The sequence below is a fragment of the Bradyrhizobium sp. LCT2 genome, from assembly GCF_009931255.1.
Classification (GTDB): domain Bacteria; phylum Pseudomonadota; class Alphaproteobacteria; order Rhizobiales; family Xanthobacteraceae; genus Bradyrhizobium; species Bradyrhizobium diazoefficiens.
This window is the reverse complement of the sequence record NZ_CP034432.1, coordinates 7,800,011-7,815,057: the sequence shown is the minus strand read 5'-3', so window position 1 is coordinate 7,815,057 and position 15,047 is coordinate 7,800,011. Positions and strand designations below refer to the sequence as shown.

The window sequence follows — 15,047 nt, the reverse complement described above, 5'->3', positions numbered from 1 at the left end:
GCAGACATTCTGCCGCAGCGATCGCCGCCAGCCTCGGACCAGCCTTGGCCGGGAGCCACCCTTCCGCCCGCGCGAGCCGTCGTATATGAGAGATTTGTCGTTGGAACGTGCCGAATATCGCCACAGACGGAACGTATGGCGGCTGCGATTTCTTAATCCAAAGATCGCAATCTGAGACCTAATCGACATGAGCGCGGACTGGCATTTCGACCGGGGCATGGCATGAAAAACCGACTGACGACGGCGCAATCCACCCTGGCGATGCGGCGTTGGGCCCCTCCCGGCAGGATCGCGCTTGCGGCGTTGGCCGTGCTTGCCGTGGTGAACCCGGCGACCGCGGCCAAGCAGGCGCGCCAGCCGACCGAGGCGGTGGCGCCGCGCGAGGCCGGCGAGCCGATCATGGCGATCGTGTCGATCAAGAGCCAGCAGGTCACCTTCTACGACGCCGACGGCTGGATCCTGCGTGCGCCGGTGTCCACCGGCACCACCGGGCGCGAGACGCCGGCCGGCGTCTTCGCCATCGTCGAGAAGGACAAGGACCACCACTCGACCATGTATGACGATGCCTGGATGCCCAACATGCAGCGCATCACCTGGAACGGTATCGCGCTGCATGGCGGGCCGCTGCCGGGCTATGCCGCTTCGCATGGCTGCGTGCGGATGCCCTTCGGCTTTGCGGAGGGGCTGTTCGACAAGACCAACATCGGCATGCGCGTGATCATCTCGCCGAACGACGCGGCCCCGGTCGATTTCAACCATCCCTCGCTGTTCGTGCCGAAGCGCGAAGCCATTGCGGCGGTGCCGAGCCGGGCCGACAAGCTCTCCGCCGAAGCCGAGGAGGCGACCCGGGCCGCCGACGAGGCCAAGAAGGCCGCGGCGATCGCCGCGAAGGAGGCCGCCTCGCTTCCCGCCTCGCTGCGCAAGCTGGAACAGCAGAAGGCCCGCGCCGATGCCGAGCTTGCTTTTGCCGACAAGTCGCTCGCGGCGGCAAAGACCGATCAGGCCCGCGCCAAGGCCGAGGAGCTGAAGCAGAAGGCCGCCACCAAGGCTGCCGATGCGGCGAGCCAGCTCGACACCGCCAAGGCGGCCGCGCAACCGAAGCGCGACGCCGTCGCCGCCACGAAGGAGGCCGCGAAGGCGGCTGCGACCAAGAAGGCCGAGATCGTGAAGGCTGCGACCGACGCAAAGCTCGCGCTCGAGCCGGTCTCGGTCTACATCAGCCGCGCGACGCAGAAGCTCTATGTGCGGCGGAACACGCACAAGCCGGCGCCGGATGGCGGCGGCGAGGTGTTCGACACCAGCATCGAGGTCCCGGTCACGATCCGCAATCCCGACCAGCCGCTCGGCACGCATATCTTCACGGCGATGGCGAAGAACGATACCGGCCTGCGCTGGAGCGTGGTGACGATCGAAAACGGCGACGATGCCAAGGACGCGCTCGATCGCATCACCATTCCGCAGGACGTTTGGGATCGCATCGCGCCGACCGCATTGCCGCGTTCGTCGATCATCATCTCGGACGAGCCACTGAGCAGCGAGACCAACTACCGCACCGAATTCGTCGCAGTGCTGAGCAACCATCCCCAGGGCGGCTTCATCACGCGCAAGCCGACCGCGCCTCCGATGGACATTGCGAGCGACGACAGCTGGGACAATGGCGGCAACGGCTTCGGCTTCTTCTTCCAGCGCGATCCGAACCCGCAACCGGTCAACCCGCGCCGGCAGCGCGGCGGCCAGTACCCGTATTATCAGCCGGCGCAGCCGATGCCGCGGAGCTTCTGGTAGGACGCGCAGCCGTCGGGGAGCGAGCTCTCCTTCGACTAAGGTCGCGCCGTGATCACCAGGGCCTGAATCCTGGCTTCGACGGGGCCGGGCCCATGGCGCATTCGGATCGCCTCGGCAACGGCGTCCGTCGCAGCCTCAAGCTTGCTCGCGTCCCTTGCCTCGATCTCGTTTCGCAGCGGCGTCCCCTGGCAGTATGCGAACGCCACATATTCGGGTGTCGGCGCGCGGCTCACGGCAGGAAGCGTTTCGATTGAGATGTGGCGGAAGCCCGCTTGCTCCAGATCGGCGTTGATGACGGCCTTGTCGTGATAGCCGTGCGGCGTCCGCGCCATGAAACGCGGCGGATCGTCGGGAAAGATCTCTCCGAGCACGGCCGTCGCCTCGTCGGCGAACACGTTCTCCTCGATGCGGTCCCAGACGTTGAACACGAACGTGCCCTCCGGCCGCAAGACCCGCTTCGCCTCGGCGTAACCCTTGATGCGATCCGGAAAGAACATGGCGCCGAACTGGCAGCAGACCACGTCGAACGCAGCGTCGTCGAACGGCAGCGCGGTGGCATCCGCCGGGCGCCAGGTAATGCGATTGTCTTCGGCCTGGCGCTGCGCCGCGACCGCAAGCATCGGCTCGTTGAGATCGGTCGCGACGTAACGGATGCCGGGAGGCAATGCCGCCGTCACGGCCCGCGTCACAGCGCCGGTGCCCGCGGCAGTTTCCAGCAGCGTTGACGGGGAGAGCGCAGCGACACGCCTGGCGATGTCGGCGGCGTAGTGGGCGAAGATCAGCGGGACGAGATACTCGTCGTAGATTTTCGGGATCGAGCCGGCGAAGACCTTGTCGGTAGAGGACATGTTTGCCTCGCTGAAGGTTCGGACACGGGATCAAGCTACCATGGATCGCCATCTACCGCGCGAGCAGCGATGTGAACCCCGCCGGTTCCTGCATCGCCTTGCGCGCTTCGAGAAGGCCGGCGTCGTTGGTGGCATTCGCGAGCTTGGGTGCGCGTTGATAGGCCGAATTGCCCATCACCAGCGCTATGCGCTGGTCGGCCAATGCTGCGGTCGGCTGGAAGGCGAGCGCCAGGGCGCTGAGAAGAAATAGAAAAAAGAACTTCATCACGGCCCCCGAGCCGGGATTGCAATGTCGGCGAGAATATCCGACCGGGGCCGCAATACAATTTCTATTTGATTTCGTCCGGCGCTTGCTGTCGCCGCAAACCGACGACAGGTCCTAGGACTTACCGCCGCCGACCTCCCGGATCGGCCGCGATCCGTCCCAGTTCATCGCCGCCTGCCGGACCTTCTCGAAGAACGGCCCCTTGGTGCCGCTGGTGTCGGAGATCTCGATCACTGTTCCCGGATGCGCCTGGGTGTCGAAATAGGCAAAGCGTCCCTTGTCGCCGCCGATCTGGCCCTCGTGGCCGATCCTGTAGCCGAGCGCGAGCGCCTTGTCGTAGAGCGCCTGATAGTCGTGGCTCCAGTACGACATGTGCTGGAGTCCTTCGTGGCCGGCGTCGAGGAATTCCTTGTACAGCGAGGGCGCGTCGTTGCGCTGCTGGATCAGCTCGATCTGGAGATCGCCGGAATTGGCGAGCGCAATGCTCATCTCTATGCGAGAGTCCTGGCCGCGATGGCGGAACCAGTCGGTCCGGACGCGGTCCATGTAGTACCAGGGACCGACGCCCATCACCTCGATCCAGTGCTTCATCGCGGCGTGGATGTCCCGCACCACATATCCGTTCTGGCGCACCGCGCCGAAGATGCGGCTCATGCCCGCGCTCCTCTTGCCTTGTTCACTTGACCTCGATTCACTTGACCTCGATGCCGGCGTCCTTGGCAACCTGCTTCCAGGCCGCGATGTCGCGGGCGTTGATGTCGCGCTGCTCCTCGCCGGGGACGAATTGCGGCGTGATTCCGAGCGCCAGCAGCTTCTCCTTCACCTCGGCATCGCCGAGCGCGTCCTTCAGGGCCGCCGAGAGCTTCTTGGCGACCGGCTCGGCAAGGCCCGCCGGCGCATACATCGCCCAGGACAGGCTGCGGTCGAACGCCACGCCCTGTTCCTTGTAGCTCGCGACGTCGGGCAGGCTCGGCGAGCGCTCGCCGCAAGCGGCCAGCGCCTTGATCGAGCCGTCCTTCACCAGCGGCGTCGCGGTCGCCATGTCGAGTGTCGCAAGCGAGATGTGGCCGCCGAGCAGGTCGCCGGCGAGTTTCGCGATGCCGTTGAAGGGCACGTGATCCATCTTGATGCCGCTCTGCTGCATTAAGATCTCCGCGCAGAATTGCCCGGTCGAGCCGACGCCCCAGCTGCCATACTGGATCGGCTCGCCCTTCTTGGCGAGCGCAATCAGGCCCTTGATGTCATTGGCGGCAAAGTCCTTGGTCGCCACCAGCATGATCGAGGAGGTGCCGACGCGGCCGATCGTCGTGAAATCCTTGATCGGATCGTAAGCCAGCTTTGGATAGATCGCGGGCGCCAGCACATGCGTGGTCATGCCGCCGACGGTGATGGTGTAGCCGTCGTTCGGCGACGCCGCGACCATTTGCGTGCCGAGCGTACCGGCCGCACCCGTGTGGTTCTCGATATAGATGCTCTGCCCGAGCGTCTTGCCCATCCTGTCCGCGAGCAACCGGCCGACCACATCGCCGCCGCCGCCAGCCGCGTAAGGAAGCAGCATCCTGATCTTGTGGGTGGGGTAGGCGGCGGGATCCTCGGCCCGGACGGGCAACGCCGCCGACAGCAATGCGAGAAACGAAAGCGTGACGGTGCGCAACATCATGATGGCTTCCCCTAATCCTCGAAACGAAATCTGTAAGTGTCGCCATGCCGGATCACGCGTCCGGCGGTCGGCGCGGGAAAATGGCCGGTGAGCAGATAGCTCGGCGTATCCGCGAGCTCTTCCAGCAGCGCCATCCGCGTCGCGACCGCCGCTGCCGGATCGACATCGGCGGCATTGGACAGCCACGGCGCAGCGCACTGGATCGGGTGATGGATGACGTCGCCCGACATGACGGCGTGATCGTGGCCGCCGTTGAGGTGGATCTGCATGTTGCCGGCGGTGTGGCCCGGCGCCGGCGCGAAGCGCAAGGCCGCGTCGCGATCCTCGAACAGGCGATGGTCGGTCTCGACCAGTTCGGCGAGGCCGGCGGCGACGACCGGCAGCACGGAATCCTCGAACGAGCCGTGGTTCACCGGGTTCTTCGGTGCGGCATTGTGCGCGGCCTCGAAATGTCGGTACTCCTCGCGTCCCATCAGATAGCGCGCGTTGGGGAAGGTCGGCACCCAGCGGCCGTCGAGGAGCCGCGTGTTCCAGCCGACGTGATCGACATGCAGATGCGTGCACATCACGAAGTCGACCTCTTCAGGCGCAACGCCAAGCGCCCGCATGTTTTCGAGATAAGGCTGGCTGAGGTCGTTCCAGACCGGGACGCGCGGCCGTTTCTTGTGATTGCCGCAGCAGGTATCGACGATGGCGGTCCAGCGCGGCGCGCGCACGAGATAGGAATGATGGCTGAGGATGAAGCGGCCGGTCCCCGGCTCGATATAGCGGTGATCGAGCCAGCTCCGGTTCTCCGCGATCACGGCTTCGGTGACGTTGGCGAACAGCCAGCTCTTGTCGAAGGCGAGCGAAGCGATCTCGCTGACGAGATCGACCCGCATGCCGCCGACCTTGACCTGCCGCATCGCTCAATTCTTCAGAAGTTCGCCGAACGGCACCCAGCGCGTGCCGTCGAAGCGGATCAGCTGGAGGCTCGTCATCGGCGTATAGCGCTCCGGCGAGTTGTTCACCGTGGTGCCGTTAATTAGCATCGGCAGCTTGACGTCCTTGAGCGTCGTCGCCTGCTTCATCACATTGGCGCGGGTGAGGTCGTTGCCGGACGCCTTCAGCACGGTGACCAGCGTCTGCGCGATGGTATAGCCATAGACGTTGAGCCAATCGCTCTTGTTGGCTTCAGGCAGGTACTTGTCCATAAAGGCGAGCCACTCCTTGTAGCCGGCATCGTCCTTCAGCGCGGGGTCGGTCGCATCCTTCAGGTACTGGCTGGAGATGATTCCGGTGGAATTGTCCTTGCCGGCCGGCTCCAGCACGCCGCTGATCGAGGCCGAGACGTTGGAGATGATGGTCACGGGCTTCCACCCGATCTCGCCGATCTTGCGGATCGCCTGCGCTGCAAACTTTGGCGTCGCCGCAACCAGCACCACATCGGCGCCGGCAGTCTTCAGTTGCAGGATCTGCGTGTCCACGGTCGGCGCCGTGGTCTCGTAAGCGGCGCGCGCCACGATCGCCTCACCACCGCCGAGTCCTTCCTCCAGCGCCTTCAGATAGTCCTTGCCGAGATCGTCGTTCTGATAGAGCACGCCGATCTTCGCATTGGCATGGCTTGCCTTGATGTACCTGGCGTAGGCGATCGCCTCGTCGCGATAGGTCGGCTGCCAGCCGACGGTCCACGGAAAGTTCTTCGGATCGTCCCACTTCGCGGCGCCCGAGCCCAGGAAGAGCTGCGGTACCTTGCGGTCGTTGAGGTATTTGTGCACGGCGCTGTTGGTCGGCGTGCCGACGCCGCCGAAGATCAAGAGCACTTCCTCGCTCTCGACCAGCCGCCGCGTCTGCTCCACCGTCTTCGGCGGGCTGTAGGCGTCATCGGCGATGATCATCTGGATGCGCCGCCCGTTGACGCCGCCGTCATCGTTCACCTTGCGGAAATAGGCCTCGGCGGATTTTGCGATCTGCGCGAAAGCCGAGACCGGTCCGCTCAGCGGCGCGGTGGTGCCGATCTTGATGGTCTTGTCGTCGGCGCCGGGATCGTATTTTGCGCTTTGCGCCTGGGCGATGCTTGCCGCGAGCATGGGCAACAGGATGCAGGCCGCGGCCAGGCGAAGGCGGGCAAAGCGCGCCATGAGGTCGTCTCCCCAGATTTGCTCTCCGCCTCTCAAGGGAGCGGAGTTGAAACGCGAGAACAGGGCCCGCAACCGGATTTGCGGGCCGCGACCGTAGCCGCCAGACTGGCAAACGAACGATCGTTCGTACGGTTGACTAGCGAACGATCGTTCGTTAGTCAAGTCGCATGGCTGTCCACACCTCCAGCGCGGCGGCAGCGGCTGCGCCCACCACCCGCGAGCGCATCCTCTCCGAAGCGCTCAACCTGTTCGCGCAGAGCGGCTATGGCGGCGCCTCGATGCGCGAACTCGCGCGCCGTGTCGGCATTCGCGAGAGCAGCCTCTACAATCATTTCGCCGGCAAGGCCGCGATCCTGGAAGCGATCGTTGCCGAGCATGGCCCGGCCAGCTCGGCGAGCCGGCTGGAGGAGCCGCGCTACAAGCAGCTTGCGCGCCAGCCCGCCGCGTTCTGCCGGCAGTTTGCGCTTGATCTCGTCGAGCAATGGTCCGATCCGCGCGAGCATCAGTTCCAGAAGGTGATCACCGCCGAGCGTAACCGCGTGCCCGGCATCCGTGCCAAGTTCGCCGACCATTTTTACGCGCGCGAGCAGAGCCTGATGACGGATTACTTCCGCGGCTTTGCGCTCGCTGGCCTCGTCTCGACGCCGGATCCGCGCGAGACCGCGCGGCTGTTCGCGGCGGGCCTCATCTATATCCGCCTCGAACATTACGTGATGGGCGCGACGCCGTCGTCGCGGCCGAAGGTGATCGAGGCGATCGACCGCTACCTCGCCTTCTTCCTGTCGCTGATCGCGGCAGGCAATGACGACAACAAGAAACGAAAACCCAAGGGAGAAACGCGTGGCAAGGCTGCCCCTGATTGATCCGGAGACGACGAGCGGCGACATCCGCGCCTCGTTCGACCGCATGCCGGTCAAGCTGAACATCTTTCGCATGATGGCTCATGCCGAGGCCAACATGATCCCGGCGATGCGGCTCGGCAATTCGATCCTGCACAAGCAGAAGCTCAGCGCCGTCAACCGCGAGCTCTTGATCCTCCAGGTCGCCCAGCTCGAAGGCGGCGCCTATGAGTGGCGCCAGCATGTTCCGATCGCGCTCGGTGTCGGCTGTACGCAAGCGCAGATCGATGCGGTCGAGCGCAGTGACTACGATGCAGCCGGCTTAAGCGAGGCTGAGCGCGCGCTGCTCAAATTCGGCCGCGAGGTCGTCGAGAACGTCCGCGTTCCCGAGGCGACCTTTGCCGCCATGCGCCGCCACTTCAGCGACCAGGAGGTCGTGGAATCCATCGTCGCGCTCGGTTTCTACATGATGATGGCGCGCGTCACCGAGGCAACGGAAACCGATCTCGATCCCGCGGCGGGCATGAAGGTCTATGACGGCGGTAAGAAGCAGGGCGGCTGAGATGACGGAAACCGAGACCAAGCCGGAGCGTTACGTCCGTCCGCCGAGCGCGGAATCGCTGGGCGAAGCGCCGGGCAGGGGGCGCCTGAGCGGCCGCCGCATCCTGATCGTCGGCGGCGGCCAGCGCGTGTTCGATGCCTTAACCGATCCGATCGGAAACGGCCGCGCCATGAGCATCCTTTGCGCGCGCGAGGGTGCGAAGGTCGCGGTCGCCGATCTCAACCGCACCTCGGCCGAACAGACGGTGAAGCGCATCACCGCCGAAGGCGGCGAGGCATTCGCCATCGCGGCGGACGTCACGTCCGAGCCCGACGTCGTCCGCATGATCGACGAAGCGCACCGCGCGATGGGTGGGCTCGACGGCATGGTGCTCAACATCGGCACCTTCGGCAAGGTCGGTCTCGATGCCGTCAGCCCCGAGGAGTGGAACAGGATCTACGACGTCAACGTCCGCGGTCCGATGCTGTGCTGCCGCGCCGCCATGCCGAGATTCGACGATGGCGGCGCCATCGTCTTCATTTCCTCGATCGCCGCGCTGAAAGCCGGCTCGCAGATGGCGGTGTACGATTCCTCCAAGGCCGCGCTCGGCGGCCTCATGCGCAACATCGCCCATCTCGGCGCGCGCCGCGGCATCCGCGCCAACCTCATCTATCCTGGCCTCGTCGACACTCCCAACGGCCGCGAAGCCGGCGCCGGCCGCCCATCGCGCGGCAAGGGCCATGTCCCCTTCGGCCGCCAGGCGACCGCGTGGGAGATCGCCTATGCGGTGCTGTTCTTCCTGTCGGACGAAAGCGTCTATGTCACCGCGCAGACGCTCGCGGTGGATAGCGGGTTGAGCGGGATGTGATCGGACCGGTCACTGCGTGGCGAGGCTACGACCGCGACGAGTGCCTGGAAGCACGATGCCCCTTCAGCGTCGCCCCGGCGAAAGCCAGGACCCATAACCACCGTCGGATGTGGTTACGGGAACTCGCAGTTGCCCCTTCGCACCACAACCTCTCCCTGGGCTAATAGGTCCTGGCTTTCGCCAGGACGGCGGCGCTTCCCCAGATTCAGATTGCACGCGCTAGCCATTCCCTCTAATTACTTTGTACAACTGACCAAATAAGATGGTCGCGCGCCGAATGGCGCGATCGAGGATGGAAGCGCAGCATGTCGCAGGACGGATTTGGACTGGCGGGTATCATGGGCATGCCGGTTGCGCATTCGCGCTCGCCCGTCATTCATAATTATTGGCTGAAGGCGCACGGCATCCGCGGCAGCTATGTCCCGCTGGCGGTGAAGCCGGAGCGGCTGGAGGATGCGCTTGACGGGCTGATTGCGCTCGGGTTCCGCGGCTGCAATGTCACCATGCCGCACAAGCAGACGGCGATGCCGATGCTCGACCGCGTCCACGAAACGGCAAAACGCATCGGCGCCGTCAACACCATCGTTGTCGAGGCGGACGGCACGCTCTCCGGCCTCAACAATGACGGCAACGGTTTTGTGCAGAGCCTGCGCGACGCCAAGGCTGACTGGCGCGGCGATGCCGGGCCGATCCTGCTGCTCGGGGCAGGCGGCGCCTCGCGCGCTGTGGTGGTGGCGCTGCTCGAAAATGGCGCGCGCGAGATCCGCATCGCCAACCGCACCGCGGAGAAGGCGCAGGCGCTCGCAAAGGATTTCGGTTCCGCCATCAGCACCGTCGCGTGGGACGACCGCGGCGCCGCGCTCGGCGATGTCGCGCTGCTCGTCAATTGCACCGATCGCGGCATGGTCGGCAAGGCCGCGCTGGAGATCGACCTGTCGCGCCTGCGGCCGGAAACGCTCACCGCCGATCTCATCTACACGCCGCTGGAAACGCCGTTCCTCGCCGAAGCCCGCGCGCGCGGCTGCGTCACGGTCAACGGGCTGGGCCTGCTGCTGAACCAGGCTAGGCTCGCCTTCAAGGCTTGGTTCGGTGTCATGCCCGACGTGACGCCCGAGCTGATCAAGGCCATCGAAGCGACGTTCTGAACCGCCGGGGAGCTTTGCGCCATGACGCTGCCGGTGTCCCCCAGGATCGACTGCCACATCCACGCTATCGATCCCGCCCGCTTTCCCTATTCCGCCGATACGCCGTACCGGCCGAGCGGGCAGGAGATCGCGCCCGCGGCGCAGCTCATCCGCGTGTTCGACGCGTTCGATATCAGGCACGCGCTCGTGGTGGCCACCAACACCGGCTACGGCAGCGACAGCCGCATCCTGCTCGATACGTTGCAGCAGGGCGGCGGCCGCTTTCGCGGTGTCGCCGTCGTCGAGAACGACGTCGACATCAGCGAGCTCGAACGGCTGAAGGCGGCCGGCGTGATCGGCGTCGCCTTCAACGTGCCGTTCCACGGTGCCGCTTACTACCAAGAGACCGCACCACTGCTGGAGAAGCTGACCAGCCTCGGCCTGTTTCTCCAGATCCAGGTCGAGCAGGACCAGTTGCTCGACCTGTTACCGCTGATCGACAAATCAAATGTGCGTCTGGTGTTCGATCATTGCGGCCGGCCCTCCGTTGGGCAGGGATTGCAGGGCAAGGCCTTCCAGGCGCTGCTCGCGATCGGCCGCGAGCGAGACGCGCATGTCAAGCTGTCAGGCTATTACAAATTCTCGCAGCAGCCGCATCCGTATCAAGACGCCTGGCCGTTCATCACGGCGCTGGTCGAGGCCTTCACGCTCGACCGTTGCGTCTGGGGCTCGGACTATCCGTTCCTGCGCGCCCCAGAGCGGCTCGATTACGGTCCGCTGCTCGCGGTGCTGACACAACTGTTTCCCGACCCCGGCGATCAGCATCGCCTGTTGTGGCGAACGCCGGCACGGCTGCTCGGCTTCGACGGCGGGACGGATCAAGCGAGATAACAACAGAGCAAAATGGGAGGGAGGACGTCATGAGGCACTTTGCAGGGCCGGTTAGCATCGCGGTTGCGGCATCGCTGTGGGCGAGCGCGGCCTGCGCGCAGAGCACGGTCTACATCCCCGACGTCATCGAGCTGTCCGGCCCCGGCGCCGTCTCCGGCACCAACTGGCGCGACGGCGTCGCGCTCGCGGTCGACGAGATCAACAATGCCGGCGGCATTCTGGGCCGGAAAATCCAGACCGAGCATCTCGACACCCAGAGCAATCCCGGCATCTCGCGCGCGCAGGTGCAGAAGGTTTTGGACAAGGACCCTTATGTCGTGCTCGGGCCGATCTATTCAGGCTCGGTCAAGGTCAACATGGCGCTGACGCAGGCAGCCGAGATTCCGCAGATCGTCGGCGCCGAGGCCGCCGACATCACCACGCAAGGTAACCCCTGGATATTCCGCACGGCCTTCGGTCAGCAATTCTCGATGCCGAAGATCGCCAACTATCTGCACGACAAGCTCAAGGTGAAGACGGTCGCGCTGGTCTGGGTCAACAATGATTTCGGCAAGGGCGGCCACGACAACTTTCTGAAGGAGATGAAGGCGCGCAATATCGAGATCGCGGCCGATATCTCCACCGAGCAGGGCCAGGTCGATTTCGGCTCCGACGTCATCAAGCTGAAGAGCGCCAAGGCTGACGCGATTTTCGTCTATACCAATGAAGAGGAGTGCGCCCGCTTCCTGATCGAGGCGAAGCGGCAGGGCTTGTCGACGCCATTGTTCGGCGAGACCACGCTGCTGAGCCAGAAGGTGGTCGAGCTCGCCGGCCCCGCCGCCAACGGCGTGCGCGGCCATGTCGGCCTTTCCGCCGACGCTCCGATTCCCGCCATCGAGGACTTCACGAAGAAATTCGGCGAGCGCTACAAGTACCGGCCCGACCACAACGGCATCAAGGGCTACACCGCGGTCTATCTGGTCAAATACGTCACCGAAAAGATCGGCAAGTTCGACAGCAAGGCTTTTGGCGCCGCGATGAAAGGCCTGACCCTGAGGCCCGACAAGGCGCCGGGCATGCTGATGGAAGCGAGCTGGGACCAGAACGGCGACATCGACCGCGCCAGCTTCCTCGCCGAGATCATCGACGGCAAGCAGAAGATCATCGAGAGATTGCCGAAGCTGAAGGCGGGCAAGGGCGAGTGAGGAACGCCTCGCCCGCGCGATCGCTCCGCCCTCAGAGTTCGTCGAGCGCAGCCCAGTGCGGGACGTGCGCGGCGAGCTTGTCGAGCAGGCGCTCGAATTCATTGCGCTCGGCCCGCGTGAGGCACGCGAGCATGGCACGCTCCCGCTCGCGCAGGGCCGGGATGTATTGTGCGTAGAGCGCCCGCCCGGCCGCCGTCATGAACAATTGCTGGCGGCGGCTGTCCGTCTTGTCGGCGGCACGCCGTATCAGCTTCTTCTTCTCGAGCGCGATGATTCCGCGGCTGATGTTGGCCTTGAGATGGCCGGAGAATTCGCAGATCTCGCTCGCGGTCACGCCCTCTCGGAAATTCAGGAAGATCAGGGTGACGATCTCCGGCCGCGTCAGGCCGAATTCCATCTCGATCCGCCGGAATGACGGCTCGCGATAGAAGTTCAGCACGTAGCCCATCCTGTAGGCGATCTGGAGTTCGGTGCCGCCTATCACCGCCGCGAGCGGTTTTCGCTCGGGTGAATGGCTCCCGGTGGTGCCGTTCGTCGATTTTCGAGATGGTCTCATATGAGACTTTCTGGTTGCTTTTCGATCCGGCTTGATCTTAACATCGCTGCGAGGCCCGCAAGAACGGCCGTCGACGATAGTTGTGGAGGATCGCAGGAGCATGCCGCTGGCCGGGCAGAGGGTGATGGACCTGTCGTGCGACGGCGAGGTCCGGTGCTTCCATGCGGGAACGCCGGAGCATCCAGTCTATGTCGACCAGGTGCGATCGTCCCACGTGGCCTTGCGCAAAATGCCTGTTGTCATGGTCCATGGCGCCGGTCACACCGGGACCTGCTATCTCGCCACGCCGGATCGGAGACCGGGTTGGGCGCCGCGCTTTGCTGCGGCTGGCCGGGACGTGTTCGTGCCGGACTGGCCCGGTCACGGCCGTTCGCCGTCAGGTCCGGACTTTTCGCGGCTTGGAACGCGGGATGTGGCGACGTCGCTGCTGGCGCTGATCGAGGAGATCGGGCCGGCCGTGCTGCTGGTGCATTCGGCGAGCGGTCCGATGGCCTGGTGGATGGCCGAACGGCGTCCCGATCTGGTCCGCGCCGTGGTCGGCATCGCCCCCGGTCCACCGGCCAATCTGTTGCGCGATCTGCCCGACGATCCGGCAGCGATCCGCGCGCTGCGCGATGACGCCAGCGCCGGTCATCCCGTTTACTCGAGCGAGGATGCGCCGGTATGGCTGACGGCGGACTTTGCCGCCGCCTATTGGGCCAACGGGCCGCGCTTTCCGCACCACGCGTTCGAAAACTACTGCCGCTCGTTTGCGCCGGAGAGCGCGCGAATCCTGAACGAGCGCTTCAACATCGGCGGACGGGGGCTCAGGATCGCTGATCCCGAGCGTCTGCGGGAAAGGCCGATCATGATCGTGACCGGGGACCGCGACCCGCGCCATCCGCGCGAGGTGGATGCGGCGACGGCGAGCTATCTCGGCGCCGAGTTCGTCTGGCTTCCCGATCGCGGCATCGAGGGGAACGGCCACATGATGATGATCGAGGACAACAGCGATGATCTCGCCGCCATGATCCTGGCCTGGCTCGATACGGTCGGATGCTGAGATCCCGCGCCTTGCAGGCACATTGGAGGATACCAAGGATGAGACGGATTGCATGTGTCCTTCTGCTGCTGGCGCAGCCCGTCGCGGCACGGGCGCAAGTCAGTGGTGACGTCGTCAAGATCGGCGTCCTCACCGACATGGCCGGCGTGACCGCCGACATCACCGGCAAAGGTTCGGTCGTCGCCGCCGAAATGGCGGTGAGCGAGATCGGTGGCGCGGTTCTCGGCAAGCCGATCCAGATCGTCTTGGCCGATCACCAGCACAAGGCCGATGTCGGCACGGCGATCGCCCGGCGCTGGTTCGATGTCGAGGATGTCGATGCGATTGTCGATGTGCCCAATTCCGGCGTTGCGCTCGCGGTCCAGAGCCTCGCACGCGAGAAGAAGCGGATCGTTCTCTATTCGGGGCCGGGGACGACGGCGTTGACCAACGAGCAGTGCTCGCCCTACGGCTTCCACTGGACCTACGATACCTATGCGGTCTCGCACGGGACCGCGTCCGCGGTCGTCAAGGCCGGAGGCGGCACCTGGTTCATCCTGGCGTCGGACTATGCCTTCGGCCATCAGCTCCAGCAGGACGCGACCAGCGTGATTGCGGCCTTGGGCGGCAAGGTGCTGGGCAGCGCGCGCCATCCGCTCAATACGCCGGACTTCTCCTCGTTCCTGCTGAGCGCGCAATCCTCCGGCGCCAAGGTCATCGGCCTCGCCAATGCCGGCAATGACACCGTCAACGCGATGCGGCAGGCCGGCGAGTTCGGGCTGGTGCAGCGTGGCCAAAGCCTCGCCGCGCTGATCCTCTTCCTCCAGGACGTGCACGCGCTCGGCCTTAGGGATGCGCAGGGCACCTACCTGACGACGGCCTCCTACTGGGACATGAACGAGGCGACGCGGGCATGGTCGAAGGCGTTTTTTGCGAAGACCGGCATGATGCCGTCGATGCTGCATGCCGGCGTCTACGGCGCGGTGCGTCACTATCTCAAGGCCGTCGCCAGCGCCGGCACCAACGATGCCGGCCGGGTTGCGACCACCATGAGGACGATACCGGTCGAGGACGTCTTCTCGGAGGACGCAAGCATCCGTGAGGACGGCCGCGTCACGCGCACCATGTACCTCGTTCGCGTCAAGAAGCCGTCCGATTCGAAATATCCCTGGGACTACTTCGACATCGTGCGCAAGATCCCGCCTGAAGAGACCGTCTGGCCGCTCGCGGAGAGCAAATGTCCGCTGGTAAAGGCCTCCAGCCGCTAAATCGGAAACGGCCGTCGAACGGGTTGGCAAAGCGGGTTCGCCACGCGCATGATGCGTGCGTGATATCTCGCCCTCTT

Annotated in this window: 16 protein-coding genes; 9 read left to right on the top strand and 7 right to left on the bottom strand. The window is 65.0% G+C overall.

Translation table 11 applies throughout. The annotated features are described in order from the left end of the window. The first annotated feature begins 222 nt into the window (after nucleotides 1–222). Nucleotides 223–1,785 carry a L,D-transpeptidase gene (locus EI171_RS36940; protein WP_161536208.1) on the top strand — a complete coding sequence of 521 codons (1,563 nt, stop codon included), beginning with the start codon at nucleotides 223–225 and terminating at the stop codon, nucleotides 1,783–1,785. A gap of 35 nt (nucleotides 1,786–1,820) precedes the next feature. Here EI171_RS36940 and EI171_RS36935 read toward each other — a convergent pair whose 3' ends face one another. The 6 genes from EI171_RS36935 to EI171_RS36910 all read right to left on the bottom strand — a co-directional run bounded on the left by EI171_RS36935 (nucleotide 1,821) and on the right by EI171_RS36910 (nucleotide 6,678). Then, on the bottom strand, nucleotides 1,821–2,633 hold the full coding sequence (locus EI171_RS36935; protein ID WP_161536207.1) for a class I SAM-dependent methyltransferase: 813 nt from the start codon (nucleotides 2,631–2,633) through the stop codon (nucleotides 1,821–1,823). Between the two features lie 52 nt (nucleotides 2,634–2,685). Then, nucleotides 2,686–2,898 carry a caspase family protein gene (locus EI171_RS45065; protein ID WP_202633051.1) on the bottom strand — a complete coding sequence of 71 codons (213 nt, stop codon included), beginning with the start codon at nucleotides 2,896–2,898 and terminating at the stop codon, nucleotides 2,686–2,688. A gap of 114 nt (nucleotides 2,899–3,012) precedes the next feature. Then, nucleotides 3,013–3,552, bottom strand: coding sequence for a VOC family protein (locus EI171_RS36925; RefSeq protein WP_161536206.1), 540 nt, complete (start codon nucleotides 3,550–3,552; stop codon nucleotides 3,013–3,015). A 37-nt stretch (nucleotides 3,553–3,589) separates the two neighbouring features. Beyond that, nucleotides 3,590–4,558: a tripartite tricarboxylate transporter substrate binding protein gene (locus tag EI171_RS36920; RefSeq protein ID WP_161536205.1), complete on the bottom strand. Its 969-nt coding sequence runs from the start codon at nucleotides 4,556–4,558 to the stop codon at nucleotides 3,590–3,592. A gap of 11 nt (nucleotides 4,559–4,569) precedes the next feature. Next, nucleotides 4,570–5,463, bottom strand: coding sequence for an MBL fold metallo-hydrolase (locus EI171_RS36915; protein WP_060910732.1), 894 nt, complete (start codon nucleotides 5,461–5,463; stop codon nucleotides 4,570–4,572). Nucleotides 5,464–5,466: 3 nt separating this feature from the next. Further along, nucleotides 5,467–6,678, bottom strand: coding sequence for an ABC transporter substrate-binding protein (locus EI171_RS36910; protein ID WP_161536204.1), 1,212 nt, complete (start codon nucleotides 6,676–6,678; stop codon nucleotides 5,467–5,469). A gap of 167 nt (nucleotides 6,679–6,845) precedes the next feature. On the opposite strand from EI171_RS36910, the gene EI171_RS36905 reads away from it, so the two are divergent. The 6 genes from EI171_RS36905 to EI171_RS36880 all read left to right on the top strand — a co-directional run bounded on the left by EI171_RS36905 (nucleotide 6,846) and on the right by EI171_RS36880 (nucleotide 12,125). After that, nucleotides 6,846–7,541, top strand: a complete 696-nt coding sequence (locus EI171_RS36905) for a TetR/AcrR family transcriptional regulator (RefSeq protein WP_060910734.1) — start codon at nucleotides 6,846–6,848, stop codon at nucleotides 7,539–7,541. Further along, on the top strand, nucleotides 7,519–8,079 hold the full coding sequence (locus EI171_RS36900; protein ID WP_028175205.1) for a carboxymuconolactone decarboxylase family protein: 561 nt from the start codon (nucleotides 7,519–7,521) through the stop codon (nucleotides 8,077–8,079). The genes EI171_RS36905 and EI171_RS36900 overlap by 23 nt, the downstream gene beginning before the upstream one ends. A gap of 1 nt (nucleotide 8,080) precedes the next feature. Next, nucleotides 8,081–8,926 carry an SDR family NAD(P)-dependent oxidoreductase gene (locus EI171_RS36895; RefSeq protein WP_028175206.1) on the top strand — a complete coding sequence of 282 codons (846 nt, stop codon included), beginning with the start codon at nucleotides 8,081–8,083 and terminating at the stop codon, nucleotides 8,924–8,926. Between the two features lie 305 nt (nucleotides 8,927–9,231). Then, entirely contained in the window at nucleotides 9,232–10,071 is an 840-nt protein-coding gene (locus tag EI171_RS36890) for a shikimate dehydrogenase (RefSeq protein WP_161536203.1), read from the top strand. Nucleotides 10,072–10,092: 21 nt separating this feature from the next. Continuing rightward, on the top strand, nucleotides 10,093–10,941 hold the full coding sequence (locus tag EI171_RS36885; protein ID WP_028175208.1) for an amidohydrolase: 849 nt from the start codon (nucleotides 10,093–10,095) through the stop codon (nucleotides 10,939–10,941). 29 nt (nucleotides 10,942–10,970) lie between these two features. Further along, entirely contained in the window at nucleotides 10,971–12,125 is a 1,155-nt protein-coding gene (locus EI171_RS36880) for an ABC transporter substrate-binding protein (RefSeq protein WP_161536202.1), read from the top strand. Between the two features lie 31 nt (nucleotides 12,126–12,156). Here EI171_RS36880 and EI171_RS36875 read toward each other — a convergent pair whose 3' ends face one another. Beyond that, nucleotides 12,157–12,681, bottom strand: coding sequence for a MarR family winged helix-turn-helix transcriptional regulator (locus EI171_RS36875; RefSeq protein ID WP_231166570.1), 525 nt, complete (start codon nucleotides 12,679–12,681; stop codon nucleotides 12,157–12,159). Nucleotides 12,682–12,781: 100 nt separating this feature from the next. On the opposite strand from EI171_RS36875, the gene EI171_RS36870 reads away from it, so the two are divergent. Next, nucleotides 12,782–13,723 carry an alpha/beta fold hydrolase gene (locus tag EI171_RS36870; RefSeq protein WP_246740340.1) on the top strand — a complete coding sequence of 314 codons (942 nt, stop codon included), beginning with the start codon at nucleotides 12,782–12,784 and terminating at the stop codon, nucleotides 13,721–13,723. Nucleotides 13,724–13,761: 38 nt separating this feature from the next. Further along, nucleotides 13,762–14,970, top strand: a complete 1,209-nt coding sequence (locus tag EI171_RS36865; protein WP_202633050.1) for an ABC transporter substrate-binding protein — start codon at nucleotides 13,762–13,764, stop codon at nucleotides 14,968–14,970. The last annotated feature ends 77 nt before the right edge of the window (nucleotides 14,971–15,047 follow it).

What these genes read in the sequence shown, in the direction of transcription:
- EI171_RS36910 (WP_161536204.1), bottom strand. Translation starts at nt 6,678, where the DNA reads ATGGCGCGCTTTGCCCGCCTTCGCCTGGCCGCGGCCTGCATCCTGTTG.
- EI171_RS36925 (WP_161536206.1), bottom strand. Translation starts at nt 3,552, where the DNA reads ATGAGCCGCATCTTCGGCGCGGTGCGCCAGAACGGATATGTGGTGCGG.
- EI171_RS36890 (WP_161536203.1), top strand. Translation starts at nt 9,232, where the DNA reads ATGTCGCAGGACGGATTTGGACTGGCGGGTATCATGGGCATGCCGGTT.
- EI171_RS36865 (WP_202633050.1), top strand. Translation starts at nt 13,762, where the DNA reads ATGAGACGGATTGCATGTGTCCTTCTGCTGCTGGCGCAGCCCGTCGCG.
- EI171_RS36875 (WP_231166570.1), bottom strand. Translation starts at nt 12,681, where the DNA reads ATGAGACCATCTCGAAAATCGACGAACGGCACCACCGGGAGCCATTCA.
- EI171_RS36880 (WP_161536202.1), top strand. Translation starts at nt 10,971, where the DNA reads ATGAGGCACTTTGCAGGGCCGGTTAGCATCGCGGTTGCGGCATCGCTG.
- EI171_RS45065 (WP_202633051.1), bottom strand. Translation starts at nt 2,898, where the DNA reads ATGAAGTTCTTTTTTCTATTTCTTCTCAGCGCCCTGGCGCTCGCCTTC.
- EI171_RS36920 (WP_161536205.1), bottom strand. Translation starts at nt 4,558, where the DNA reads ATGATGTTGCGCACCGTCACGCTTTCGTTTCTCGCATTGCTGTCGGCG.
- EI171_RS36870 (WP_246740340.1), top strand. Translation starts at nt 12,782, where the DNA reads ATGCCGCTGGCCGGGCAGAGGGTGATGGACCTGTCGTGCGACGGCGAG.
- EI171_RS36885 (WP_028175208.1), top strand. Translation starts at nt 10,093, where the DNA reads ATGACGCTGCCGGTGTCCCCCAGGATCGACTGCCACATCCACGCTATC.
- EI171_RS36935 (WP_161536207.1), bottom strand. Translation starts at nt 2,633, where the DNA reads ATGTCCTCTACCGACAAGGTCTTCGCCGGCTCGATCCCGAAAATCTAC.
- EI171_RS36895 (WP_028175206.1), top strand. Translation starts at nt 8,081, where the DNA reads ATGACGGAAACCGAGACCAAGCCGGAGCGTTACGTCCGTCCGCCGAGC.
- EI171_RS36940 (WP_161536208.1), top strand. Translation starts at nt 223, where the DNA reads ATGAAAAACCGACTGACGACGGCGCAATCCACCCTGGCGATGCGGCGT.
- EI171_RS36915 (WP_060910732.1), bottom strand. Translation starts at nt 5,463, where the DNA reads ATGCGGCAGGTCAAGGTCGGCGGCATGCGGGTCGATCTCGTCAGCGAG.
- EI171_RS36905 (WP_060910734.1), top strand. Translation starts at nt 6,846, where the DNA reads ATGGCTGTCCACACCTCCAGCGCGGCGGCAGCGGCTGCGCCCACCACC.